This is a genomic window from Oceanobacillus sp. NCCP-135, assembly GCF_059698015.1.
Window position 1 is genome coordinate 98,306 of sequence record NZ_BAAKSZ010000003.1, and the last position, 26,256, is coordinate 124,561.

Genomic DNA, 26,256 nt, shown 5'->3' on the forward strand with positions numbered 1-26,256 from the left:
TATTGAACTAATTAGTAAATAGTGGCGTATCATCTGCGTTAAAGATTAATAAAGCCGCAGGATCTTAGTCCTCGCGGGAATCAGGGTGGAACCACGATGCAACAAACGCTCGTCCCTTTGCAGGTAATGCAGAGGGATGGGCTTTTTTTAATTTAGTTAAGGAGTGATTGTAATGGCAGAAGAAATCGCAATTCAATTCCCGGATGGGGCAGTAAAGCAATTCCCTACAGGTACAACAGGAGAAGAAATAGCAGGTTCTATTTCTTCGGGATTAAAGAAACAAGCGTTAGCTATTAAGTTAGATGGGAAACTAATCGATTTAAGACGTGAACTGACAAATGGTGGAGAGATTGAAATCATTACGTATAAAAATCAGGAAGGTATTGAAATTATGCGTCACTCTACTGCGCATTTAATGGCACAGGCAATAAAACGTCTTTATAGCGATGTGAAATTTGGCGTTGGTCCAGTCATTGAGGAGGGCTTCTATTATGACATAGAAATGGAACAATCGCTAACTCCTGAAGACCTTCCGAAAATAGAAAAAGAAATGAAACGAATAGTTGATGAGGCGCTTGAAATAAAACGGATTGAAGTTTCCAGAGAGAAAGCAAAAGAAAAGTTCCGTGAAATTGGTGATGATCTTAAATTAGAATTGATTGATGCCATTCCAGAGGATGAGGTGGTAACACTTTATCAGCAGGGTGATTTTTTTGATCTATGCAGAGGGATTCATGTACCATCTACGAATAAAATAAAAGCATTTAAACTATTAAGTATATCTGGTGCGTACTGGCGCGGAGATAGTAATAATCAACAATTGCAACGTATTTATGGTACAGCATTTGAAAAAGCATCACACGTTGAAGACTATCTGAAGCTTTTGGCAGAACGCAAAGAACGTGATCATCGTAAGCTCGGAAAGGAACTGGATATCTTTACAATAAATCAAAAAGTTGGACAAGGTCTACCACTCTGGTTGCCAAAGGGTGCGACAATCAGGCGTCAGATTGAACGTTATATTGTAGATATCGAAGAACGCCTTGGTTATGATCATGTATATACACCTGTATTGGCAAATGTGGATCTATACAAAACAAGCGGTCACTGGGAGCATTACCAGGATGATATGTTTCCAACCATGCAAATGGATAATGAGGAGCTTGTTTTGCGTCCAATGAACTGTCCGCACCACATGATGGTATTTAAAAATCAATTATGGAGCTATCGTAGTTTGCCGGTTCGTATTGCCGAGCTCGGAACAATGCATCGTTATGAAATGAGTGGTGCACTTGCAGGACTCCAGCGTGTGCGTGCAATGACATTGAATGACGCTCATATCTTTGCTCGTCCAGATCAATTAAAAGATGAATTCATTCGAGTTGTTGAGCTTGTGCAAAAAGTATATAGGGACTTCGGTATAAGCGATTACTATTTCCGCCTTTCTTATCGTGATCCTGATGATAAAGAAAAATACATTGATAATGATGAAATGTGGGAAAAGGCGCAAAACCTGCTAAAGGAAACGATGGAAGAGATGGAAGTAGACTATGTAGAAGCAGAAGGGGAAGCAGCATTCTATGGCCCTAAGCTTGATGTGCAAGTGAAAACAGCATTGGGCAAAGATGAAACATTGTCTACAGTTCAGATTGATTATCAACTGCCAGAGCGTTTCGATTTAACTTATATTGGTGAGGATGGCAAGGAACACCGTCCAGTTGTTATTCACCGCGGTGTTGTTTCAACAATGGAACGTTTTGTTGCATTTCTTATTGAAGAATATAAGGGAGCATTTCCAACATGGCTGGCTCCAGTTCAAGTCAGAGTAATTCCTGTCTCCCCACAAGTACATTTAGATTATGCAAAAAAGGTTGCTGATAAATTAAAATTACAAGGTGTACGGGTTACAGTTGATGAGCGTGATGAAAAAATTGGTTATAAAATACGAGAAGCACAAACTCAAAAAATACCATTTGCATTAGTCCTCGGTGATAACGAAGTAGAAGCAGATGCAGTTAATGTTCGACGTTATGGGGAAAAACAGTCCGACACGATGAACTATGATGATTTTGCAGCTTTAATAAATAATGAAATAAAGGAAAAGGCATTACGTAATTAACTATATTGGCTTGGCATATACCCGGCCATCTTTTGTCTTGAATGAAAAATGTTGTAGTCAAAAGCACATGATAAAAAAATTATTTGACAGGAATAGTTATTCATGTTATTCTATAAAAGTTGAATTAAAACTAAATGATCTGAGACAAGTAGAAGCACCCGCTTCTCACCTGATTGACGCTTCTAAGCTGTCGACTGGTTTTAGAACTCTTTTAAGTAAACTATTTGGAGATGTGTGGGTGCATAATTGTACCCACACTTTTTTAATGCATAGAAACTCACTTGTCAATGAAGGATCAGTAACACTTATAATAATTTGGAGGTGGCTGGCAATTAGCAAAGATATGAATGTCAATGAAAAGATTCGTGCTAGAGAAGTACGTCTTATCGACTCAAATGGTGATCAGCTTGGTGTAAAATCACGTCAAGAAGCACTGGATATTGCGCAAACTAGGAACTTGGATTTAGTATTAGTTGCACCAAATGCAAAACCACCAGTATGTCGTATCATGGACTTCGGTAAGTATCGTTTTGAGCAGCAAAAGAAGGACAAAGAAGCTCGTAAAAAACAAAAAGTTATTAATATAAAAGAAGTTCGTTTTACTCCAGGAATTGGCGATCATGATTATGAAACAAAATTAAAGAATGCTAGAAAGTTCCTTGAAAAAGGTGATAAAGTAAAAGCAGCGGTTCGTTTTCGCGGACGTGCTATTACACACAAAGAGCTTGGACGTGAGGTATTAGACCGTATGGCTGAAGATGTAAAAGATGTCGCAACGGTTGAAACCAAGCCTAAAATGGAAGGTCGTAATATGTTTATGATGCTTGCTCCTATTAATGAAAAATAATTATGCATGCTTATAATAGGGTGATCAATGTCGTGAACTTTTAAACAAACATCACAAGGAGGAAATTATTATGCCTAAAATGAAAACCCATAAAGGTTCTCAAAAACGTTTTAAAAGGACAGGTTCTGGAAAATTGAAACGCTCACATGCGTATACAAGTCATATGTTTGCAAATAAATCGCAAAAACAAAAACGCAAACTTCGGAAAAGTACAATTGTATCAGCAGGAGATTACAAACGAATTAAAGCAATGATACCTAATAAATAATAGGAAGCTCTAATCTAAAAGAACGTGTTCAAGAGGGAGGATAAAAAGGAGCGGAGAAACAAGCTAACTAGAACCATCGATGTATCATTTTTACCGTACCTTTTGAACTACCACTAATTAAAAATGATTTTGATTGTAATATAGGAGGGAATTAAAATGCCACGTGTAAAAGGTGGAACAGTAACACGCAAACGTCGTAAACGCGTCCTTAAACTAGCAAAAGGTTATTATGGTTCGAAAAGAACATTATTTAAAACAGCAAAACAACAAGTAATGAAATCAGGTCAATATGCATATCGTGACCGCAGACAGAAAAAACGTGATTTCCGCAAACTTTGGATCACTCGTATTAATGCTGCAGCTCGTTTGAATAATCTTTCATATAGCAAACTAATGCATGGATTAAAAGTTGCAGGGATTGAAGTTAATCGTAAAATGCTGTCGGATCTTGCTATTAATGATGAAAAAGCATTTGCTCAATTAGCTGATAAAGCAAAAGACGCTTTAAAATAAATTTTCGAAATGAAGGATCAAATCCGTATGTTTGTACTTGGATTTGATCTTTTTCCTTATTTAAATAAAATAGAGGAAGTGAAGTAATGGGTGAAATAAATACTATGTTAACTTACTTAGCAGGTGTTAATATGATTACTTTTTTGTTGATGGGAGCAGACAAACAAAAAGCAAAAAAACATCAATATCGTATACCTGAGAGAACCTTTTGGCTGCTTTCACTCATTGGTGGGGCAGTTGGCTCGTTCATTGGAATGAAAGCTTTCCGACATAAAACAAAACATCGTTCATTTACTGTTGGGATGCCGTTACTTATTATTTTAAATGCAGTTATCTTTATATTCATTTTCCCTTCCATGTCATAAAGGCTCGTCTCTTGTCATATACATGTACTAGGAGACTTCAGTTTCATATGACACACATTGATATTATATAAAGGGGGAATGTTATGGAGATCTTCGGGAATTATGTAATGGCTTTTATTGAAACAGGTGGACTTTTTGCCCCAATCCTGTTCATTAGTTTTCATTTACTCCGGCCATTATTTTTTCTTCCTGTCGTTTTCATCTGTATTTCAGGAGGGATTTTGTTTGGTCCTGTTGCTGGAACGGTCTATTCTCTTATAGGTATTACGTTGTCCAGTATCATTTTTTATTTTATTATAAAATGGATGCCAAAAACATTTAAAAAGCTTGTAAAAGTAAAACAAAAAATGATCGGTAAACATTCGGAATTAACGACACCACAAATTACCTTACTTCGCTTGGTACCATTTATTCACTTTCATTTATTATCACTGTGTTTAATTGAAATCTCCGGAAGCTTTAAGGATTATACGAAATCATCTTTATTATCCAATATTCCTTTAGCATTTGTTTACACTTCTATCGGTGGATGGATTTCCAAGTTAACCCCATTATATATCTTCTTATTTTTAATTGTATTACTACTATTCATTTATGTATTAAGACGAAAGGAAATGATTATAAAATGGCAAGATTTCTTCCAGGTAAGCACATAAATAAAAAGACACTTATCTGACCTCCTGCCAGATGAGTGTCTTTATTCTATGGTGGTAAGTAATAATTGATTTATCGGATGCTTCCATTCGATTTTTGCATGTGGATAACGTAAAAGAATTTCATTTTCGAGAAAATATAAGTCATCACGTGTAAGTCCACGTAATTCCAAGGAATTGTTAACCACAACATGGATATCGACAACTTCAAAGGAATCCTCTGTTGTCCCTACATATTTTTCTCCTTGAAACAAGCAGCCTTTATAAACAAATTGGACATTTTTCTTATTATTATCTGGTTCATCTAAAAAATAAAATTCGTTTGTTTCTTTCGCAATACGGAGTCGTCTCTCTGGATTGCGATAATACTGAATCCAAGTATAGACGAGGAGAGCTAGTGCAATAAGAATAAGTATACGAAATAATAATACAATCATAACCAACCGTCTCCCTGTTAATTATTGTCTTCTCTTCTTGTACGTTTTACCCAATAACTAGGTTTCACTATTTTTCTATAAAAATTATTAAAATGATAAATAGGCTACTAAAATGTTGTACGTTTTCGCTTTTGTTTTTTAATGGTACAATCATAAAAAGGGCTATTTTTATAAGGACTGAAGCTGTGCTGCTAAAAAGCAATGATCCGCAGTGGAAAACAATTTAGTGTACGTTGAAGTTGCTGTTTTTTATGGCGAAACTACCCTTTGTGGTGGGACGATCGTCGGCGGTCACAACAATCTTTTAGAAAGTAATTTTTTAAAAAAGAGAAAAGAGGGAAAATAATTGAACTGGGATAAACTTTTTTTGATGCAGAAAGAATTAGATAAATACATTGAGTCGAATCATAATTTGGGAAATAGGGATATTTTTCAGGAGAAATATTTGGCATTATTAGTTGAACTTGGAGAGCTGGCTAATGAAACAAGATGTTTTAAATTTTGGAGTAAAAAACCACGAAATGAAAAAAATATCATTCTGGAGGAATATGTTGATGGGCTCCACTTCATTTTATCTCTTGGAATTGAGAAAGGTTATAAATATGATACCAAACCTCTAAATCTAGTTGCATTTACTGAAACAGAACAGTTTAATATTGTATTTGAGGCATGTACTATTTTCAAGCAAAATCCAACAAAATTAAATTTTGAAAAAGTGTTCAAAAATTTCCTCCAGCTTGGGTGTCTTCTTGGCTTTAGCGAATCAGATATTCAACAGGCATACTTGAAAAAAAATGAAATTAATTATGAGAGACAGAATCAAGGCTATTAAAACAACTTTAACTATTTTGTTATTTTAATGAAAACAGTTATAATTGTGTTATTAAAAAAGGAGGATTTGAATACATATGCCTAAACTTGAAGAGACATTGACAATGCTAAAAGATCTAACAGACGCAAAAGGTATTCCCGGAAATGAAAAAGAACCAAGGGATGTAATGGAAAAATATATTACACCATATGCTGATGAAGTATTTACAGATAATCTTGGGAGCCTGATAGCTAAGAAAATAGGTAAAGAAGTTGGACCTAAAATTATGGTGGCCGGGCACTTGGATGAAGTTGGTTTTATGGTAACCCGTATTGATGATAAAGGATTTGTCTACTTCCAGACAGTTGGCGGCTGGTGGAGCCAAGTTATGCTTGCACAACGTGTAACGATCATGGGAGAAAAGGGGGATGTGACTGGTGTTATTGGTTCAAAACCACCCCATATTCTTTCAGCAGAAGCACGTAAGAAGCCAATAGATATAAAAGATATGTTTATTGATATCGGCGCAGCAAGCAAAGAGGAAGCCTTGGATTTCGGTGTGAAACCTGGTAATTCTATCGTCCCTTACTTTGAATTTACGCAACTCAAAAATGAGAAAATGCTGTTGGCAAAGGCATGGGATAATAGAATCGGCTGCGCTATTGCAATTGAAGTATTAAAGCAGCTAAAAGATGTTGACCATCCAAATATCGTGTATGGTGTGGGAACCATTCAGGAAGAAGTTGGCTTGCGCGGCGCAAAAACTGCTGCAAATAAAATTGAACCGGATATTGGCTTTGGGGTGGATGTAGGTATCGCAGGAGACACTCCAGGCATTTCAGATCAGGAAGCTGATAGTAAATTAGGAAAAGGACCACAAATAATTTTATATGATGCATCAATGGTTTCACATAAAGGCGTGCGTGACTTCATTGTAAGGACTGCTGATGAAAACAACATTCCTTATCAATATACATCAATTGCTGGTGGAGGAACAGACTCCGGTTCCATCCATCTGACAGCAAATGGAGTACCATCATTATCAATTACAATCGCATCACGCTACATTCATTCCCATGCAGCAATACTACACCGTGATGATTTTGAAAATGCGGTTAAGTTAATTGTAGAAGCAATTAAAAAACTGGATCGTGAAAAAGTAAATGAAATTGTTTTTGGATAAATGAAAAAGATCAGTGGCTCTGCTGCTGATCTTTTTTAATACTTTTTTATTGACGATAAAAAATATCAATGATACATTTATACTTAATTAAACATATTTTAATTAAAGGTATATTCTAGAAATAAGTGAACAATAAGGTATACAGGAGGAATATATAATGAACGAATTAAAAGGAATACACCACGTAACTGCAATTACAAGCAGTGCGGAAAAGAACTATGAGTTTTTCACATATGTTTTGGGTATGCGTTTAGTGAAGAAAACAGTGAATCAGGATGATATTCAAACGTACCATTTATTTTTTGCCGATGATACAGGAAGCCCGGGAACAGATATGACTTTCTTCGATTTCCCTGGTATCCCTAAAGGCGTACATGGTACAAATGAAATTTCTAAAACCTCGTTTCGTGTACCAAGTGATGCGGCAATTGAATATTGGGTAAAGCGGTTTGACCGTTTGGAAGTGAAACACACTGGTAAAAAGGAGCAGTTTGGCAAGATAACAATTTCTTTTGTGGATTTCGATGATCAGCATTATCAATTGATTTCAGATGAAAATAATAAAGGGGTAGCTGCAGGCACACCATGGCAGGAAGGTCCTGTTCCTTTAGAGTATGCAATCACTGGGTTAGGGCCAATTTTTGTTCGAATTGCTAACTTTGATTACTTTAAAGAAATGCTGGAGAAAGTTTTGTTATTTAATGAGATAGCTAATGAAGGTGATTTTCATCTATTTGAAGTTGGAAAAGGGGGAAATGGTGCTCAAGTAATTGTAGAGTTCAATCCAGATCTTCCGTTGGCAAGGCAGGGATTTGGTACAGTCCATCATACAGCATTCCGAGTCGAGGATCGTTCAGTATTAGAAGAATGGGATAATCATATGCGTCGCTTTGGTTTCCAAACATCAGGCTTTGTGGAACGTCATTTCTTTGGTTCTTTATATTCTAATGTTGCACCACAAATCTTATTTGAATTTGCAACAGATGGGCCAGGATTTATGGGGGACGAATCTTATGAAACATTAGGAGAAAAATTATCGCTGCCTCCGTTTTTAGAGCCAAAACGTGAAGAAATCGAAAAAATGGTTCGTCCAATTGATACAGTAAGAAGTACGAAAGAATTTAAGAAGGAGTAGGGTGAGATCAAAAGTATTTAAATAGAATTAACTCTTTCAAGGCAGGTACAATTCTATCTAGGATTGTATCTGCTTATGTTTATAAGTATTAGAGAACTCATTTCACTTATATAATTGTATTAAGAATGTTAAATCATCTGAAAAATTAGTGCGAATTTACCTTTAATTTTTAGTAAAATAGGATCATTTTGTTATCAATGATGTAACTATACCCCCTATTAATCGTCTACTGAAATAAAAGGGGGAGATTTCATGAAGTTTCGTTTTCTTCTAATATTATTTATTATAGTTGCTTCTTTTTTTCCGGGGAAGCTATTTGCTACATCCTGGGCATATCCGTTTGTAGTTTGGGATGAATATATTTATGTAGTGGGTAATGAGTATGTCCAGGAAATTGGCAGCGAAATTGGAGAAGTCAAAAAGTATTCAGATATGGAGCAGTATGCTGGTAACTTCTCAAATACGTATAGGGAAGGTACTAAATATTACTCAATCAGAGGAATAAGTACAGATGAAGCGATTGCAGTACAAGAAAACGATGGCAAGTATAAAAAAGCGGTCAGAGAGGCAGAGTATACGTTTGGAAAAGAAACAAGTCATTTCTCAGGCTTAGCTGCTATCTTTTTAATTCCAATTCTAATCATCACAGCTCTCAGTATTTACTTTCCTAAGAATAAGCGGAATTTGTAATATTTGAAAGTAGAGTTGAGTTGAAGCTACTAATGTGAACAGAACTTCAACTATTGCTGAAGTTCCTTTTATCAAATGGTTTTCTTATACTAAATAAGAAGCCATTACTTTCTTCACATAATTTTGTGTTTCTTTAAATGGTGGGATTCCCTGATATCTATCCACATTTCCGGGTCCGGCATTATATGCGGCGAGTGCTAATTCAATATTTCCATTGTAACGGCTCAGCATTTGGCTCAAATACTTGGTTCCGCCATTAATATTTTGCTTCGAATCAAATGGGTTTGTAACTCCAAGACCTTTGGCTGTTGCCGGCATTAATTGCATTAACCCCATAGCACCGGCACTGCTTCTGGCATTTACATTATAATTCGATTCTGTTTGAATTACAGAATGGATGAGCTTTTCACTAATGCCATATTTACTCGCAGCTTCACTTATGTATGTGTCATATTGAGTTGCTCCTGCAACACTTTCTATGGCATTTGAAGGAGTAAGTGCTGCTATGTATGTGGCAGTAAAGTCATCTCTGCCTGGCTGTACATTTGCATGATTAAGTGCAGAAGCATTATTTATTTTTTCTTGAAGTAATTGTCTAAATACTAAATCAACCATTGGGGAATGGTTTTTGCGTGTATTATTATTGGATGCCATTATCGCCATTGCCTGGTATTGAATCATTTGCTGCAAATCCCTTATCTCCATCTGAAATCCCCCTTAGTCGTATATACTTATAGTACTTAGAGAAGCTGAATAAAGCAATAAAATTATGCTGTATTCTAATAGATTAGGTCTGAAGTGGTTATTCGTCCCACAGATAGATTTATTGTTTTTGCTGAAAAGATATAAAAGTCAACGTAAAATCAAAAGTAATAGGTCCGCTACGATTTGTAGCGGAAAACAACTTAGCATAATGTCGTCTTATTAATCTACTTTGAAGATAAAAAAGCAATAGTATTGTGGTGGGATGAGTTCCGAAACCTACGGAAAAAAGCTTACAATTAAAAAGAAATTATTTCTTTTCCCGAATTTATTAATATATTTTTATAAAAGGGATCCTCGCCAATGCAAATCACACGATCACATAGGCTGATGATTTCATCCATATCATGGGAGGTATAAACGATTGATTTTTTTTTGTTTAGGGCCTGGTTCTTTAAATAGCTGCCAATTTCTTTTCGGGATTTCAGGTCAATTCCAACCGTAGGCTCGTCCAGCAATAGAAGCTTTGGGTCATGGATTAGGCTGATAGCCAGATTCAGTTTACGTTTCATTCCACCGGACAAAATTTTCGTTGGTTCTTTCCATTTATCAAGTTCCATGTTCAAACACAGCTGCTTTAATTCTTTTATACTCTTTTTTTTCCAGGATAATTTTTCAAAGAAAATCATGTTTTCTGCCACCGTAAATTCATCCCATATTGCGATATCCTGTGGAACAAAGCCAATTTGTTTTCGGATAACCTTTTTGTTCTTGTCATAGGACATGTTATTTAAGGTAATAACACCATCTGTGGGCTTTTGGATGGTTGCCAGGATATGTAATAGTGTGGATTTTCCTGCACCGTTTTCACCAACAAGCCCAATGATTTCTCCTTGTTGAACAGAGAAGGAGATGGATGACAGGATTGATTTTCTCCCATAGTTTTTTGATAAATTATTTATGTTAAGCACCGGATTTCTCCTTTCTTACATGCCATAAACCAATGATGAAACTAAATATAATTAACCAAGTAACACTTATTTTATTCGATAGAAAAGCAGCAAGTGGATTTAAGTATTCCAGCCATTGATACTTTTGAACAACACCATCGATTGGTAAAATAGCGCCACTGGTAATGGCGATTAATAATGTAATAACAAAAGAAATGCTGTAAAACAAATAAACATTTTTAAAGCATAATGCCAATAGAAAAGCACCTGCATTTAACATCAAACGATAAGAAAGAATTACGCCAAGCGAGTGCAGGTTGAATGGTTCCTTTAAAAACAGAAAGAAAGCACCTGCTGCGATCAGATCAAAGATAAATAATAATATTGTATAGAATAATACGTTTATTACTATATAATTTTTGAAAGCAATCCGGATAAATGCAAATCTTGGAGCAAGGCTCGGTCTGTTTTCCTTAATGCACCAATCAAATAAGAGAAGGGTACTTAAAATACTAAAGACGACCCATAGTCTCCACGGTTTCCATATTGTAATTGGGTTTTCATCATTTTCCTGTCCTGCATCAGCAAAAGTAAATGTCGTTTGAAGCAGATTTTCTTCTGCCTCAACTTCTTTGCTTTTAGCCACTACTTCTTCCCAGGACCATTGCTGGCTTGACCCCGTGCTGTCACTTAGATTCTTAACTGTATAGGCTGCTTTTGATCTTCCTGTATCCTGCTGGACATAGGAGATAATCATTTCCGATACAGGTGTAAATGCAAATGACAAATCAGATTGATAGCTGGATATTAGGCGATTTCTACTGCCTTTTCGAACTTGTTCATCATAGCCTGCCTTAATCACAAAAGCACTATCCAGTTTATGCTGTTCTATTTTTAGAAGCGCATCTTCTTTCGTCGTTTCATAGACTCTTATAAATGGTGTTTGTTTAATAGAAGCCACCAGATCTTTAGCGAGTGGTGTGTTTTCTTCCAAAACAATACCGACCGGAACCTTACTGTCATCCTGAATTGCACTGGTTATATTAATAACTAAGATTGTTGTAACCATAGGAAAAAGCAGCCAAAAAAGTAATGAGAAAATTTGCTTCTTCCAATGAATAAGGCGTGTTTTTAGTGTGTTAATCATTCCTGAACACGCTCCTTCCAAATTGAAATCCCATAGAGTAGGAATAATCCTGCTATACTCATGATTAATAAGGGATATAAATCTGCATATAAGCGATCATTAAGTAAAATTTCCTGTAACCAGCTTAAAGCCTCAAATGAAAAGAAATATGGTAAAATCTGCTGAAATTGTACAGGAAGATATATAGTAGGTATGATAGCACCACTAACGAACAAAAATAATCCAGTGAGGAAAGATTGTCCAAGCAGCCGAAATTTCTGTGATGGAATAATAACCTCTATAATTGCCAAAATTGTGAGGAATAGGATGCTATATAATAATAAGAGAAAAGATATTCTTATATAATCCTCTAAAATCATATTCCATTCCAGCAAATGTTTTAGTATAGCAAAGAAGCTAGCAGAAAATAACATAGTAACCAGAAGGGAAACAATCATTCTTGCCGTGATTTGCAGTCGATCAGTAATTCCGTAAAGCTTCATTCGCTGCTTCATGCGAATCGTGTTTTCTTTACAAAGAAAATTATATATAGCTAAAAGCCAGATTGTTAGAATAATGAACCAACTGGCTAATCCATAGTAATGAATCGGGGACGCAGTTGCATTATTTGTTATTTCCTGTTCATTTATTATTTTATCCTTACCTATCGTATAAAATAAAAACTCTTTAAACTGTTCAAATAATAGATTATTTCGTATATCATCATCGATATTGAGCTCTTTTGCATAGTAATTAATTGTTAATATATTTGCCTGTGAGGCACTAATATGTCGTGTTATGCTTTCAATCAGTTCTTTCACTAGGTAACTTTCAGTTGATCTGTTTGGGTTTGCAACAATTGGAAGTTCAACAGGTTCTCCTTGATATAAATTGTTTGTAAAGTTATTCGGAAAGATTATATATGAGGTTAACTCATCTTTATTAATGGCATTACTGGCTTCAGCTTCTGACAATTTATCTATTTGAATGAATGAACCGAGCTCAGTTGATTGAGCAATCAGTTCCACTACCAATTGTGTTTCTGCTGATTGATCGTTATTCACTAAGCCAACATGAATTGGATCACTATCAGCAGGTGTGATGAAGGTGATTATTAGGCCGGCAACAAGGCCAACGATTACTATTGGAAAAAGCAAAAGAAGAGGAAGTGATAGCCACTTCCTCTTAAGCTGCAAAAAATTATTTTTAATAAATAAAAGTAAGTGTTTGACGAACTTCATACAGGCACTTCCATTTCATTTATGCTTAGCAGTAAAGAAAGTATATCCATTTTACTTTCTACATAAGTGCATAAGTAATTCTTCGGAGCAAATTCAGGTCGCAGACGAAAAGTATTTTTGTCTGAATTTAGGCATCGCCCAACCTAAAGCGAATGCCTAGCTTTCTAGAAGAATCCTTTTAGAATCCCATATTTCCACCGCCTGCCAGGATACCGAACATCCATTGCTGCAGTTGTGGTGTTACTTCAAGCTCGAAGTAATCGGTTATTTCTTCAACGCTCATACTTCCTAAATCCTTAACATTGTCCTCATTAGGCTGATCAACACCTTCAATTGTTTGACCATCCACCAGAATGTTTAGGGTAAACATATCCTGGCTAACTTCCGGGCTTTCAATGGAAAGATTATGCTCTGAACTCATTTTGTCATTGTCATAGGTGGCATTTCCTGACCAAATTAAACTGCCTCCACCAATGGAAGGATCCTCCAGCGAAAATACTCGCTCAAAATCACGTTTGCCATCCTTTAACGATTCTATACCTTTATAGGAAAGGTTGACTTGATCTGCTGACAGATTAATAGAATCATCCGCTTGATTATCTTCCCATGATAGGTTTCCGGAAATATTTATTGTACCTTCATCCATAGCATCAGAGAAACTTAAATCATAATTAAAGAATTGATTGGTATCCTCTAATAACTGAGACCCTTTAACTGCAAAGCTTACTAATTCGTTAGCGGAAGGACCCATTTCCATTTGAAAATCGCGTTGTACAATTAAACCATCTTTGATCCAGGAGATCGCTGTTAAACCTTCAGGAATCTGAAAATCTTGTATTCCTTCTTCAGCATCAGCCATAGCTGTTTCGAAATCAGTGATTAATTGGTCGACTTCTCCTTCCATGGATGGACCGCTAAATTGCAATGCCATTTGATCGCGAATAAGCTCATTTACTTTTTCATCATTTCTTAGTTTCTCAAAAGTTTTTGTTAAAATATCCTTGACCTGCTCTTCAGAAAGTTGAAATGTTATTTTTTCAGTATCAAGTGATTCACCATTTACTTTAATCGTTTCATCGATAGCTTCAAATGCACTTTCCGGTAATTCATCATAAATCATTTTAACATATTCATCTTCTAAATATTCCTGGTCTTCCTCTGAAAGAAAACTATTTGTTCCTTCAAAAAAGTTTTCTAGATTCATAGATTCTTCACCGGTAAAGGTTTCTGAATCTACCTCTTTCAAAAGACCACCAAGATCTTCGTCTTTTAATTGCAGTAATTCCTCCATAAACGGCAGTCCCACCATGACTTTTTCTGCAGTTAAATAAAAGTTAATATCATCCATTTCCATTCCGCCGATATTTGCTTTTAATGATGCAGAAGCTTGTTTGTTTTCCATATCAGTTGCACCGGTTATTGTGATGGTGGAATTGTTAATAATCTGTGCTGGGTCGATTGTACCAAGTCCGCCACTACCCGTACTGTTTGGGTCATTGTATTCTGCTGAAAGTTCTACAGTTGACTCTGTAGGTGTAGTTTCTGTTTGCTCCACCCAATTTAATTCAGGTTCGTAACGTTGTTCCATTTTTTCAATTAAAAAGTCAAATGTATCTTTTTCAGCTAAAAAGAACTTTTCCTTCTCTGAAAGGTCCATTAAAACAAAAGCTGCAACACTACCTCCCACTACTAAGACAGCTGCTACAATAATTGCAATTATTCCTTTTGAAAGACCTTTCTTTTTCCCCCCATTGTTAAATGATTCATCCATCGATCATTTCTCCTCTCTTCTTAACACTCTATAATAATATGTATTATGAATGCAATTATCTCATAACTTATAACATCCTCATATTTTTATATCACTTAAAAAAAGGATAGTCAAATGGTACCAATGCCTATCCATTTAATGTAGGAATACAAAAGTAGCGGGATATTATTTTAATTAAAAAATCAAAATAGGGTGCTTTTCTTATGGATTATGAAAAAATAGAATTTTTATTTAATGTTTCCAGTATTTCATTTATAAAAACTAGTCATATGTAGTTATTTTCCATAAAGAAAGGATAGTTGTATCATTTCACAGCTATCCTCACTATTTTTTCAAAAGATTTATTGGGAATTAGTTGCTTGTTTAACACCTTGTTCCAGTGTATCCACCATTTCTTGTTTTTCCTGTTCTCCTGATTGGTTCCAAATTAATTCAAACAGTACGCCTAAACCTGGAAGCATTTTCTCTTCCCCTTTTTGTATGGCATCCACAATTGTCGCCTCTAATTGATCTTGGTCGTTTGTTGCAATATTAGATAAAACGGCTTTTCTCAAGTTTAAATCCATTCGCTTCACCTCATTTTTTAAAAATTAAACTAAGGATAGTTTGACCTATTCGTGTAGAAATATGTATGATTAGATGAGAAATAACAAATAAGGATGAAAGATATGATTACTTCAGAAAAAAATGAAAAAGTAAAAGCATGGCGTAAACTGCATAAACGAAAAAATCGTACAAATGAAGGAATTTTTTTAATTGAGGGTTTCCATTTATTGGAGGAAGCTTGGAAAAGCAATTGGTCTATACTTGAAATTATTGTCGGGCAGGGTGTTGATATACCTGACTGGTGCAGAGATTTCTCGATGGAAATTGTCAGTGACCATGTATTTAGGCAGATTTCACAAACACAATCACCCCAAGGAATAGCCGCAGTTACAGAAATGAGTAAAGCTAATTCTAAAACAGGAAGCCATTTGCTGTTGATTGATGCCATACAGGATCCCGGTAATCTGGGCACAATTATCAGAACTGCTGATGCGGCAGGGTTTGAAGGGATTATATTAGGTGATGATACAGTTGATCTATATAATGATAAAGTAATTCGTGCTACACAGGGATCTATTTTTCATATTCCGATTTCTCAAGCAAATCTGATGGAAGAAATAATTGAATTGAAGAAAAATGGGTATACTGTTTGGGCAACTGCATTGCATAACGCAAAGAAATACACGGATATAGTAGCCGAGGGAAAAGTAGCAATTATCGTCGGAAATGAAGGTGCCGGAGTTAAGCAAGAACTGATGGATTTAGCGGATACCCTTGTAAACATCCCTATCTATGGTAGAGCTGAATCACTTAACGTAAGTGTAGCAACAGGGATTTTAATGTATTATGTAAAAAATTAAAGTTGCATGATGCGATTAAATTATCTATACTATATGTAATATTAATAAAGCATTGAAAGAGTCAGATAACTATTTATTAGCGGTAAAGGGAAGAAATGTCTTGGACTGAAAGCATTTCTACCGTATTAAATGTTATTATTTCACTCTGGAGCTGACACTTGGACCTTGATGTAATCAAGTAAAGGTGTACCGGATTTAATTCCGTTATCATGTTTGAGTTGAGCACAAATACTTATGTTGTGTTAATTAGGGTGGTACCGCGAAATATAGCCTCGTCCCTTTATTGGGATAGGGGCTTTTTTTATTTATTCACAGGTAAAGGGCATTGGGCATCTTCCATCAAAACTCGAAAAACATGAAAAGGTTTGGGGATCAACCAACAGCAAATGTCTGGTTCGTTCAACTAACAAACAGTGGAGGTATAATGAATCCACGACTAATTGAAGTTTCACTTTATAAGGAGGCATAACAGATGAAGGAGCAGTTGGAGGCAATACAATCAGAAGCATTGGAAAAAATTGCAGGAGCCAATAGTATGAAAGAACTGCAGGATATTAAAGTTGCCTATTTAGGTAAAAAAGGCTCATTAACAGGTGTTTTAAGAGGGATGGGAAAGCTATCCAAGGAAGAAAGGCCTGTTATAGGTGAGATCGCTAATCAAGTAAGAGAAGCAATCACAGATGGGCTTGAACGAAAAAATGAAGTACTAGAACAGGAAGCGATGGAAAAACAATTAGCAGCTGAGGCAATCGATATTACATTGCCAGGCCGTCCTGTTAAGGTTGGTGGATCTCATTTACTAACGTCGATCATTGAGGAGATTGAAAATTTATTTATTGGGATGGGATTTGAAGTTCGCGAAGGTCCAGAAGTAGAAACAGATTACTTTAACTTTGAGGCTTTAAATTTACCAAAAGGTCATCCAGCAAGAGATATGCAGGATACATTTTACATTACCAATGAACTTCTAATGAGAACACATACTTCCCCGGTTCAGGCACGAACCATGAGGGAGTATAAGGGAGAAAAGCCGGTAAAAATGATTTGTCCTGGTAAAGTATACCGACGTGATACGGATGATGCGACTCACTCCCACCAATTCACACAAATTGAAGGACTTTTCGTGGATAAAAATGTTCGTATGAGTGATCTGAAAGGAATTCTTGATACATTTGCCAAAAAAATGTTTGGCCAGGAGCGTGAAATACGCTTACGTCCAAGCTATTTTCCATTCACCGAGCCTTCTGTTGAAATGGATATTTCCTGTAAAGTATGTAACGGCAGTGGTTGTTCGGTATGTAAGAGGACTGGCTGGATTGAAATTTTAGGTGCGGGCATGGTTCATCCAAATGTTCTGGAAATGGCCGGATACGATCCCGCTATTTACAATGGTTTTGCATTTGGGATGGGTCCAGATAGAATAGCCATGCTGAAATATGGTGTAAATGACATCAGACAATTTTACACAAATGATATACGGTTTTTAAAGCAATTCCATAATGCTTAAGGAATAGGAGTAAGGAGGGAACTTAAAAGATGTTAGTATCATTAAACTGGTTAAAAAATTATGTGGATATCGGAATGATCAGTCCCGAAGAACTCGCAGAAAAAATTACAAAATCTGGGATTGAAGTGGATGGCATTGAATATATCGCTGAAAAAAGTGAAAATGTTGTAGTCGGCTATGTGGAAGCCTGTGAAAAGCATCCAAATGCAGATAAATTAAATCTTTGTCAGGTAGATGTAGGTGAAGAGAAGCTGCAAATCATCTGTGGTGCACCAAATATTACCCAGGGTCAAAAAGTAGCTGTAGCAAAACCAGGTGCTGTATTACCTGGTAATTTTAAAATTAAAAAAGTTAAACTACGTGGTGTGGAATCAAATGGTATGATTTGTTCCTTACAGGAGTTAGGAATAGAGGAAAAATATGTACCAAAGGAAGCTGCAGATGGAATTTTTGTCTTCCCGGATAATGTAACAATCGGGGAAAATGTTGAGCTCTTGCTGAATTTAAACGATGCTGTACTGGAATTTGATTTAACTCCAAATCGAGCCGATGCTTTATCCATGCTTGGTGTTGCTTATGAGGTTGCAGCTATTTTAGATCAGCCAATCCAATTACCTGACGAGGGGGTAGAAATAAGCGATGAAGATGTAAATAATTATATTTCCGTAGAGGTAGAGGATAAGGATTTAAATCCTTATTATGGTGCATCTATTATTAAAGATCTTGAAATAAAACCATCTCCCTTATGGATGAGAAACTATTTAATGGCTGCTGGAATCCGTCCAATTAATAATGTAGTAGATATTACGAACTTCGTATTACTTGAATATGGTCAACCATTACATGCATTTGATTACGGGCGTCTGCAGTCTGATAAAATTGTTGTTCGCCGGGCCAAGCAAGGGGAGAAATTGATTACATTAGATGATCAGGAAAGAACGTTATCAGAAGATCATCTCGTCATCACAAATGGAAAAGAACCTGTTGCACTGGCAGGGGTTATGGGTGGAGCAGGTACAGAGGTAAATGAAAAGACGACGACTGTTCTGCTGGAAGCAGCATACTTTGCTCCATTATCTGTTCGGAAAACAGTAAAAGACACTGGTTTACGCAGTGAATCCAGTACACGATTTGAAAAGGGAATTGATCCAAATCGTGTGAAGAAGGCAGGACTTAGAGCATGTCAGCTTCTGCAGCAATATGCAGGTGGGAAAGTCCTTGCGAATGTGGTTGAATTTGATAAGTTAGATCGCTCAGAAAAAGTAGTTGAGATCAATACAACAGAGATTAATAAACGGCTTGGAACTGAAATTACAACAGACGAAATTGCTCACATCTTAAATAAGCTGCGATTTAATTTTGAGCAAAATAACGAAGATTTCACTGTATATGCCCCAACCCGACGTGGTGATATCACTATTTTTGAAGATATGCTTGAAGAAGTAGCACGGATTTATGGCTATGATAATCTCCCATTCACATTACCAGAGGGTGAAACACAAGCCGGAGCATTAACTGAAAGACAGCAATTAAAACGAGAAATTAAAAATTATTTGCAGAGCGCAGGATTAATGGAGACGATCACGTATTCACTTACCGATGAAGAAAATATCGGTAAGCTAATCAGTCCGGAGGTTCAAGAACAGAATCCGGAACCTGTAGAGCTGGCAATGCCAATGACGGAAGATCATAAATATTTACGATTAAGCTTATTGCCTGAGCTTTTGGAAACATTAGGCTATAACCAAGCAAGAAGCCAGCCCGATTTGGCCTATTATGAGCTCGGCAAGATATTTATGTCACATGAAAAAACGGTGACTAAGCAGCCTGATGAACGTTTACGTCTTGCAGGGGCGTTAACAGGAAAATGGTTGGAGCAGCCATGGCAGCAGGAGAAAAAAGAAGTAGATTTCTATCTGGTTAAAGGTATCATGGAAGGACTTTTTGATTTCTTAGAGCTCCCTGTTTCCTTTAAACAGGCTAAACTTCCAGATATGCATCCAGGTCGATGTGCTTCACTGGTACTCCATAATAAAGTTGTTGGATTTATTGGACAGCTGCATCCAAGGCTGGGGAAAAATATGGATCTGAAGGAAACATTTGTATTTGATGTAAACATAGAAGAGGTCTTTGCAGCCTACTCAAGTGTTCCGGCATATAGCCAAATCCCGAAATATCCATCTATTACACGTGACATTGCCTTTATTCTTGATGAGGAAATACTGGCAGGAGAAGTGAAAACAGCAATAGAAGAAGCTGGTGCACCACTTGTAAAGAATGTAGAAATTTTCGATGTATATCAAGGGGAAAATGTAGCTGAAGGCAAGAAGTCAATTGCCTACAGTCTGCTTTATCAGCACGCAGAAAAAACGTTAAAGGATGATGAAATAGAAGAATCCTTTAATGAAATAATTGAGATGGTGAATAAGAAGTTTAATTCATATGTGAGGTCATAAAGAACAAAATACGACCTATGCCTAATCCAATCCCAAGTGAGAATACTCACTTGGGATTTTGCTTACTTATAGTATAGTAATGCTATTATGTATTTTTACTTCTTTTCTTTTATTTAACCCACACTTACTTCACTGATACTAAGTTATGTCATGAAAAACCTCAGTCCAAACCTAACGATTGAGTAATACAATAATCACATTAGTATAATATGGATGATGAGCTGTTATCCAACTAGAATTAGGTAAAAAAGATTCGATGCAAAAAGCAATTTTAATAACATATGTGATGCTAGTATGAGTTTTATATTTTACTAACCTACGAAAATTAGGAATTTTTGTCTAAAATGGTAATTATTGTGAATTTTATGTTATAGTATAAAAGAAGGGGGGAATTGTGTCTGATAAATATTAACCATGAAGGTGAGATGCTAAATATACCTAAAGAATAGCCTCGCATAAAATGTTCGAATATTAGGGGGATTTAAAATGGTAACAAAAAGAAATTTGGAAAAAGGTTAATTATTTCGGCGCTTATTTTATTTCTGATCTTTCCATTGGTTGGGGCGGCTTATAGCAAGTCGTATGAGTTTGACATTTCACATGCAGTCACAGGTTCAACCAAACACGCTTTAGCGAATAAAAGTACAACTGCTACTGGTAGTGGTGACACTTATTGGGCAAGTGGCAAAATAAAACCAACTAAATCAACATTTAGAGTAGGCGTAACTAGATTTTTGAAAACCTATAGTTCTAGCAATATCAATGCAAATGGAAAAAGTTTCTCTAAAAGTTTAGGGAAAGTCACTAAAAATGATTACAAAGTGAAAGTAACTAAAATAAAAGCAGGAGACTATGGTGATCGAGTAATAGGTAGCGGGCACATTGAACAATAGTACAACTGACAGGCTCCCCAGAGGAGCTTGTCCCTTCCTTTACACTATAAATTACAAAAAGAGGAGTAAATTGAAATGACTTGGTTGCCTCAAGTTTTATTACTATTGGTATTACCTGCTTGGTCCTTATATGGAATTGCAAGATTACTATTTCTTAGAAAACGTAAAGTCCGTATTATGATAGAAGGACTTACATTGGGGTTCATTGCATATTTTATATGTTTACTTTATCTCGTTTGGGCTCCATCTCTAGTGTTAGAATATTTACCCATAAATTTAATTCCTTTCAAGACTATTTTTCAATATTTTAAAGATGTTTCTATCGGAACATTGTCTTTTTCTATCGCCTTCATAAATATTGTTGGTAATATTTTACTAACGGTTCCAGTTGGAATCTTAATCTATATGATATACAAGAGAGTAATATTCACCAAATTAATGTTGATTTCAGTAATTTTTCCTTTGATAATTGAATTAGGTCAATTGTTATTCCATGTTCTAAACATAAGCACAAGAATAATTGATATAGATGATCTTATTTTGAACACTATTGGTATATTCATTGGCTATTACTTAATTTATCTATCCCTATCACTAATACAGAAGAGAAAAGGTGAAAGAGAATTGACAGCATAAACATATAGATAGGAATTGATTAGGGGGAAGCAGATTGATTTTACAAGCAAGAAATATCAGCAAAATATACAACAATCATCCAGTAGTTAATCCGACAAATTTTTCAATCAGAGAGAGTTCCATTTATGTTATTGAAGGTAAAAGTGGTTCAGGAAAGTCTACTCTACTCAGCATTCTTGGTGGAATGGAAAATCCGAGTTCCGGAAAAGTTTTTGTAGAAAATGAATCTCTTTACGATATGGCTGATAAGGAACAATCAAGAATCCGCGGAGAACTGTTCGGTTTTGTTTTCCAGTCCTTTCAATTAATTTCTGAATTAACAGTAAGAGAGAATATAGTATTGCCGTTGAAATTTATTCAAAAGAAACCATGGTGGAATTTGAGTGACCTTGCAGGTGAATTAGGGATTGAAAAACACTTAGATAAAAAGCCTGGATTTCTTTCTGGTGGAGAACAACAACGTGTTGCAATAGCGAGAGCGTTGATCACCTCACCAAAAATAATTTTTGCAGACGAACCAACTGGAAATTTAGATACAGAGACTACGGGTATTATTGTCAGGTTGCTGACGAGTCTTACAAATACCCAACAGCTTTCTCTGGTAGTAGTTACTCATGAAAAGAAGTTAATACAGTCGCCACATAGTTTATTTTCGATTAAAGATGGCAATCTCAAGGTGGAATACGAAAATGCTTAAATTGAGTACTAAACTACTTGTGTCCAGAAGAAAATGGTTTTTAATCATGACTTGCTCTTTGGCATTAATGATTTCTGCTATTTCCTCTATACATACAGCTTCGGAATCAATCAAGCTTAGCTTAATTGAGAATGCTTACAGCCATTACGGAGAACATACGGGAGTGTTAATTGGTGTAGATGAAAGTTTAGAGACCCTCTCCGAAAAAACAAACAGAGCCGGTCAATACCATTTAGAAACAACAATCGATATAGAAGGAGATACAACAGCAACGGTCGGTTGGATGGATGCAACTGCAATTGATATGGGGAGAATAGAGTTTATTGAAGGATCCTATCCGGAAAATAGGAATGAAGTTGCTATAGAAGAAGCATATTTAAAACTTATTGATGAAAACTGGGAGATAGGAGAACAAAAGGCATTACGATTTGAGGATACAAAACAAGCAGTAACATTGACGGGGGTTATACAAAACTACTCCTCCAAATGGACCGTTCCTTTCGATGTTGAAAAAGGAATTAATGATTTTCCGAATGTTTTTATTCCCCAGGATAATACAGAATTGACTTCTGACAGTAATAATTTCCTTTTTTTATTTAAAGGAAGCAAAGAATCAGTTGAGGAAGATGCCTTCGAGCTAATTGGTCAATATGAAGACAACATTGGAATTTTTAATGATGGTTTATATTACAAAGGGCTTATAGACTATGAAACCATTTCAATGCTTTCAATTGTATTTCAGATTCTCTGTTTGGTTTCAGCAATTTTTTGTATCTTAAATTTACTTTCCTATTTTAATTTGGAACAAAAGAAAAAGTTTGCAGCTATGAAAGCAACTGGAGCAACAAATGCAGATCTCTATAAAATTTGCATTTACCAGTGCATAATTATCTTTCTGGTTGGGTTAACATTATCTATACCATTACAAGCCATTTTGCATAAGTCGATTATCAATAATACATATGAACAGGGGCTATTCAATTTAACAAGCTTATCTTTTGTTGGAATTTCTTTAGTAGTTATATTTGTAATTCTCTTTTTTAATTCAATTCTATCAATAAAACAAGTAAGACTTGAAAGTATTAACAATATTTTAAAAGGAGGTTCATCAAACGATAAAAACGATTGGGCATTTTATCAAAACATCAATCGTTTTACTTTAAAACAGTTCGCTATTCAAGTAACGGAACATCCGAAACAATTAATTTTTACAGTTGCGGTTTTATGTATATCTATCCTAACTCTTAACTTTTCAGTATTCCTGCAAAAGGAGTCTGCAGGAGTTTGGGACTCACAACAGGACTATTATTTAACCACACAGGAAGGCTTTACTTATGATGTTATAAACGGTTTAAATGTCTTAACTAAACAAGGAATGGCATTCAAACCAGAAAAAGTCGAAGAATTGGAAAAGTTAGACGGTATAAAGTATGTAGAAAAAGATCCATTCATGATGGATGTTCACCCTTCACTACATCCAGATCTCATCACTCCTAGTATTCAAGAATGGATAAACGAGTATGACCCTAAAGTAAGTACTTATAACGGAGACATTTTAATTCCAGGAGTGAACTATGTCTTGTTAGATAAACAAGAATTCGAATCTGTATATAGGGATTATAAATATGAAGATTTTGTTGGTAAGGTTATTATTCACAATCCCACCAGCATAAAAGGCAATAAAACAGAAGACGGTTTCGAAGGCGAAGAAATGAATTTCATTCGCAAATTTCGTGATTCCAGTAGTTTAGAAATAAAAGAATGGACATACGAAATTTTGGAGTTCAATAACCAACCCTACCGTATAAGAATCGATGATTTACTTTCAATAGAAGAAGAGAATGATCTAACTATCGTCCTTAGTGAAGAAACAGCAATCAGTGACAATCTTCTACCAGGATACAAGGACCTTTTTATATATTTGGAAGAAAATTTAAATGTAGATAAAATAAATAACATCGAATCGTTCCTTTATGGGACGACAGCAACTATCCCTGGTAGCATGTATCAGAATATATCAGATTTTATGGTTGATGATACGAAAATATCCAATTTAGTAGGCTATTATGGAAAGCTGGCTTTTGCAGTATCAGTAATTCTCTCTCTTATTACTTTAGTGGTTATTGTATTCAGTAAATACAAAACTCAGAAGAGAAGATGGGGAGTGTACCTATCATTGGGATGCACAAAAAAGAAGGTTTTACAGTCATTGCAATTTGAATTAATTGCATACATCATAATAGCAGCAATCATAGCGGCTGGAATTTATTTAATAACTCTATTGACTATAAATCATATCTACCCCACGTACGAATATCTTTATTATTATTTTATGTCAGCAATTGTATTGTTAGTATTATTTACATTGGGTTCTTTATGTTTAAAACCTTTAATAAAGGGTGAATCGATTTATTCCATGATTAGAGAAGAAGAGTAGAATATGTCCGCCTTATATCGGTAAATTATTGGTTATGTGTTTATTGTGGAAACATGCAGGTAAGGAGAATAAATGTTCTTAAAGTACAAGAGTTGAATAATATAATCAGAATTTGATTGAATTCTCTTTTTTGAAAAACTTTAAAAATAATATAAATAACAGTTTTCCACTTTGCTTATAAAAAATCACCTGCTACAGGAGGTGATTTTTTATCGTCTAGGAAATTATAAAATGTGTCACCTTTTTTTCTATTACCTTTGCAAAATAATGTTTTCGGAGGTATGAACATGCTGAAGGGCCTTGCGGCAGGTCTTTTCGTCTGTAAATAAGAACCTCCAGTTACTTCAGAAGCCCGTTTTGCGGCATAGAAATCACCCCAATACACATTTTTAGTACAATAACTATAGCAAAATAGCGGCAATAATGAAATGCCTCAAATAAAATACGTTTCCTAATTGTTTCAGTTCATGTTAAAATAATAAAGACAATTTTTACTGGCAGGAGGGACTTTATATGGCACAAAATGATAAACACCGCATAACTGTAGAAATACATAATAAATCCTATACAATAATTGGTAAAGAACCTGCCAGTCATGTTCGCTTGGTTGCAAGTCTGGTTGACCAAAAGATGAATGAAATACAAGATATGAACAAACACCTGGATACAACAAAAGTAGCAGTGCTTACAGCTGTGAATACAATGAATGATTATTTGAAATTAAAAGAGGACTACGCCTCGTTGCTTGGTTCATTAAAAAAGAAAGAGGATCAATAAAGTATGGTTGATTTTATTTTAATTTTAATATTAATTTTTGGTTTTTTAATTGGCTTAAAAAGAGGCTTTATCCTGCAATTATTTCATTTAGTTGGGTTTATTATAGCATTTATTGTGGCAACTATATATTATGATGAATTAGGACCCAGGCTTTCGCTTTGGATCCCTTATCCGGAAATATCAGATGAAAGTGCTTGGGCAGATTTTCTGGAAGCTTTACCACTGGAAAATGGCTTTTATAACGCCATTGCCTTTGTGGTAATCTTTTTTGCAGTGAAAATCATCTTGCAAATAATAGCTTCTATGCTTGATTTTGTTGCTTCTCTACCAATAATAAAATCAGTCAATAAAATTCTTGGAGCTATCTTAGGTTTTGTTGAAGTTTATCTATTAACCTTTATTATTTTATACATTTTAGCATTAACTCCGATTACAGGAATTCAGAACTGGATCAATGATTCATCCATTGCATTATTTATGATAGAGGACACACCATATCTATCAGGAAAAATAAGAGAACTGTGGTTTACACATATATCGGATATGTTTAATAGCTAATTTGACAAAAGGCTGATTCAAAGTGTTAGTGCTACTCATGTACGTCATGTACAATAGGTATAAACTAAAACGAATCAG

26 protein-coding genes and 2 other annotated features are annotated in these 26,256 nt (G+C 35.4%); of the genes, 19 read left to right on the plus strand and 7 right to left on the minus strand.

From position 1 onward, the window contains the following. Window positions 1-172 precede the first annotated feature (172 nt). From thrS to AC6HVZ_RS03320, 6 genes are all read left to right on the plus strand, one after another. Window positions 173-2,119 (plus strand): threonine--tRNA ligase, encoded by a 1,947-nt coding sequence (thrS, locus tag AC6HVZ_RS03295; protein WP_497556709.1) that lies wholly within the window; start codon window positions 173-175, stop codon window positions 2,117-2,119. Between the two features lie 140 nt (window positions 2,120-2,259). Beyond that, window positions 2,260-2,389, plus strand: a sequence feature (ribosomal protein L20 leader region). A 73-nt stretch (window positions 2,390-2,462) separates the two neighbouring features. Next, entirely contained in the window at window positions 2,463-2,966 is a 504-nt protein-coding gene (gene infC, locus AC6HVZ_RS03300) for a translation initiation factor IF-3 (RefSeq protein WP_497556821.1), read from the plus strand. A 70-nt stretch (window positions 2,967-3,036) separates the two neighbouring features. After that, entirely contained in the window at window positions 3,037-3,234 is a 198-nt protein-coding gene (gene rpmI, locus AC6HVZ_RS03305) for a 50S ribosomal protein L35 (RefSeq protein ID WP_497556710.1), read from the plus strand. A gap of 156 nt (window positions 3,235-3,390) precedes the next feature. Next, complete coding sequence (gene rplT / locus AC6HVZ_RS03310) at window positions 3,391-3,747, plus strand: 50S ribosomal protein L20 (RefSeq protein WP_497556711.1); 357 nt, start codon at window positions 3,391-3,393, stop codon at window positions 3,745-3,747. 86 nt (window positions 3,748-3,833) lie between these two features. Continuing rightward, complete coding sequence (locus AC6HVZ_RS03315; RefSeq protein WP_497556712.1) at window positions 3,834-4,112, plus strand: DUF1294 domain-containing protein; 279 nt, start codon at window positions 3,834-3,836, stop codon at window positions 4,110-4,112. 83 nt (window positions 4,113-4,195) lie between these two features. Continuing rightward, window positions 4,196-4,768, plus strand: coding sequence for a TVP38/TMEM64 family protein (locus AC6HVZ_RS03320; protein ID WP_497556713.1), 573 nt, complete (start codon window positions 4,196-4,198; stop codon window positions 4,766-4,768). A gap of 41 nt (window positions 4,769-4,809) precedes the next feature. On the opposite strand, the gene AC6HVZ_RS03325 is transcribed toward AC6HVZ_RS03320, so the two are convergent. Continuing rightward, entirely contained in the window at window positions 4,810-5,202 is a 393-nt protein-coding gene (locus AC6HVZ_RS03325; RefSeq protein ID WP_497556714.1) for a sigma-w pathway protein ysdB, read from the minus strand. Between the two features lie 346 nt (window positions 5,203-5,548). On the opposite strand from AC6HVZ_RS03325, the gene AC6HVZ_RS03330 reads away from it, so the two are divergent. The 4 genes from AC6HVZ_RS03330 (at window position 5,549) to AC6HVZ_RS03345 (ending at window position 9,021) form a co-directional block, all read left to right on the plus strand. After that, entirely contained in the window at window positions 5,549-6,034 is a 486-nt protein-coding gene (locus AC6HVZ_RS03330) for a dUTP diphosphatase (protein ID WP_497556715.1), read from the plus strand. 76 nt (window positions 6,035-6,110) lie between these two features. Next, window positions 6,111-7,196 carry a M42 family metallopeptidase gene (locus tag AC6HVZ_RS03335; RefSeq protein WP_497556716.1) on the plus strand — a complete coding sequence of 362 codons (1,086 nt, stop codon included), beginning with the start codon at window positions 6,111-6,113 and terminating at the stop codon, window positions 7,194-7,196. A 157-nt stretch (window positions 7,197-7,353) separates the two neighbouring features. Further along, entirely contained in the window at window positions 7,354-8,331 is a 978-nt protein-coding gene (locus tag AC6HVZ_RS03340; protein ID WP_497556717.1) for a ring-cleaving dioxygenase, read from the plus strand. Window positions 8,332-8,583: 252 nt separating this feature from the next. After that, entirely contained in the window at window positions 8,584-9,021 is a 438-nt protein-coding gene (locus AC6HVZ_RS03345) for a hypothetical protein (RefSeq protein WP_497556718.1), read from the plus strand. Window positions 9,022-9,105: 84 nt separating this feature from the next. On the opposite strand, the gene AC6HVZ_RS03350 is transcribed toward AC6HVZ_RS03345, so the two are convergent. The 6 genes from AC6HVZ_RS03350 to sspI all read right to left on the minus strand — a co-directional run bounded on the left by AC6HVZ_RS03350 (window position 9,106) and on the right by sspI (window position 15,377). Then, a complete protein-coding gene (locus AC6HVZ_RS03350; RefSeq protein ID WP_497556719.1) occupies window positions 9,106-9,726 on the minus strand; it encodes a lytic transglycosylase domain-containing protein in 621 nt (206 codons plus the stop codon). A 296-nt stretch (window positions 9,727-10,022) separates the two neighbouring features. Next, window positions 10,023-10,694, minus strand: a complete 672-nt coding sequence (locus AC6HVZ_RS03355) for an ABC transporter ATP-binding protein (RefSeq protein WP_497556720.1) — start codon at window positions 10,692-10,694, stop codon at window positions 10,023-10,025. After that, window positions 10,687-11,820, minus strand: a complete 1,134-nt coding sequence (locus AC6HVZ_RS03360) for an ABC transporter permease (protein WP_497556721.1) — start codon at window positions 11,818-11,820, stop codon at window positions 10,687-10,689. Before AC6HVZ_RS03360 ends, AC6HVZ_RS03355 begins: the two co-directional genes overlap by 8 nt. Next, window positions 11,817-13,040, minus strand: a complete 1,224-nt coding sequence (locus tag AC6HVZ_RS03365; RefSeq protein WP_497556722.1) for an ABC transporter permease — start codon at window positions 13,038-13,040, stop codon at window positions 11,817-11,819. The genes AC6HVZ_RS03360 and AC6HVZ_RS03365 overlap by 4 nt, the downstream gene beginning before the upstream one ends. A gap of 178 nt (window positions 13,041-13,218) precedes the next feature. Continuing rightward, a complete protein-coding gene (locus AC6HVZ_RS03370; protein WP_497556723.1) occupies window positions 13,219-14,811 on the minus strand; it encodes a hypothetical protein in 1,593 nt (530 codons plus the stop codon). A gap of 341 nt (window positions 14,812-15,152) precedes the next feature. Further along, entirely contained in the window at window positions 15,153-15,377 is a 225-nt protein-coding gene (sspI, locus tag AC6HVZ_RS03375) for a small acid-soluble spore protein SspI (RefSeq protein ID WP_497556724.1), read from the minus strand. 102 nt (window positions 15,378-15,479) lie between these two features. Here sspI and AC6HVZ_RS03380 point away from each other — a divergent pair, with 102 nt between their 5' ends. From AC6HVZ_RS03380 to AC6HVZ_RS03420, 9 genes are all read left to right on the plus strand, one after another. Next, window positions 15,480-16,217: a TrmH family RNA methyltransferase gene (locus AC6HVZ_RS03380; protein WP_497556725.1), complete on the plus strand. Its 738-nt coding sequence runs from the start codon at window positions 15,480-15,482 to the stop codon at window positions 16,215-16,217. 43 nt (window positions 16,218-16,260) lie between these two features. Further along, window positions 16,261-16,500 (plus strand) — a binding site (T-box leader). Window positions 16,501-16,689: 189 nt separating this feature from the next. Continuing rightward, window positions 16,690-17,724: a phenylalanine--tRNA ligase subunit alpha gene (pheS, locus tag AC6HVZ_RS03385; protein WP_497556726.1), complete on the plus strand. Its 1,035-nt coding sequence runs from the start codon at window positions 16,690-16,692 to the stop codon at window positions 17,722-17,724. Window positions 17,725-17,753: 29 nt separating this feature from the next. After that, window positions 17,754-20,180 carry a phenylalanine--tRNA ligase subunit beta gene (gene pheT / locus AC6HVZ_RS03390; RefSeq protein WP_497556727.1) on the plus strand — a complete coding sequence of 809 codons (2,427 nt, stop codon included), beginning with the start codon at window positions 17,754-17,756 and terminating at the stop codon, window positions 20,178-20,180. A gap of 554 nt (window positions 20,181-20,734) precedes the next feature. Next, window positions 20,735-21,073 (plus strand): hypothetical protein, encoded by a 339-nt coding sequence (locus AC6HVZ_RS03395; protein WP_497556728.1) that lies wholly within the window; start codon window positions 20,735-20,737, stop codon window positions 21,071-21,073. A 75-nt stretch (window positions 21,074-21,148) separates the two neighbouring features. Beyond that, window positions 21,149-21,709, plus strand: a complete 561-nt coding sequence (locus AC6HVZ_RS03400) for a VanZ family protein (RefSeq protein ID WP_497556729.1) — start codon at window positions 21,149-21,151, stop codon at window positions 21,707-21,709. Window positions 21,710-21,743: 34 nt separating this feature from the next. Beyond that, complete coding sequence (locus AC6HVZ_RS03405; RefSeq protein ID WP_497556730.1) at window positions 21,744-22,406, plus strand: ABC transporter ATP-binding protein; 663 nt, start codon at window positions 21,744-21,746, stop codon at window positions 22,404-22,406. Next, window positions 22,399-24,843 (plus strand): ABC transporter permease, encoded by a 2,445-nt coding sequence (locus tag AC6HVZ_RS03410; protein ID WP_497556731.1) that lies wholly within the window; start codon window positions 22,399-22,401, stop codon window positions 24,841-24,843. The genes AC6HVZ_RS03405 and AC6HVZ_RS03410 overlap by 8 nt, the downstream gene beginning before the upstream one ends. Before the next feature lie 513 nt (window positions 24,844-25,356). Continuing rightward, entirely contained in the window at window positions 25,357-25,620 is a 264-nt protein-coding gene (gene zapA / locus AC6HVZ_RS03415) for a cell division protein ZapA (protein WP_497556732.1), read from the plus strand. A 3-nt stretch (window positions 25,621-25,623) separates the two neighbouring features. Next, complete coding sequence (locus AC6HVZ_RS03420; RefSeq protein ID WP_497556733.1) at window positions 25,624-26,178, plus strand: CvpA family protein; 555 nt, start codon at window positions 25,624-25,626, stop codon at window positions 26,176-26,178. Window positions 26,179-26,256 lie beyond the last annotated feature (78 nt).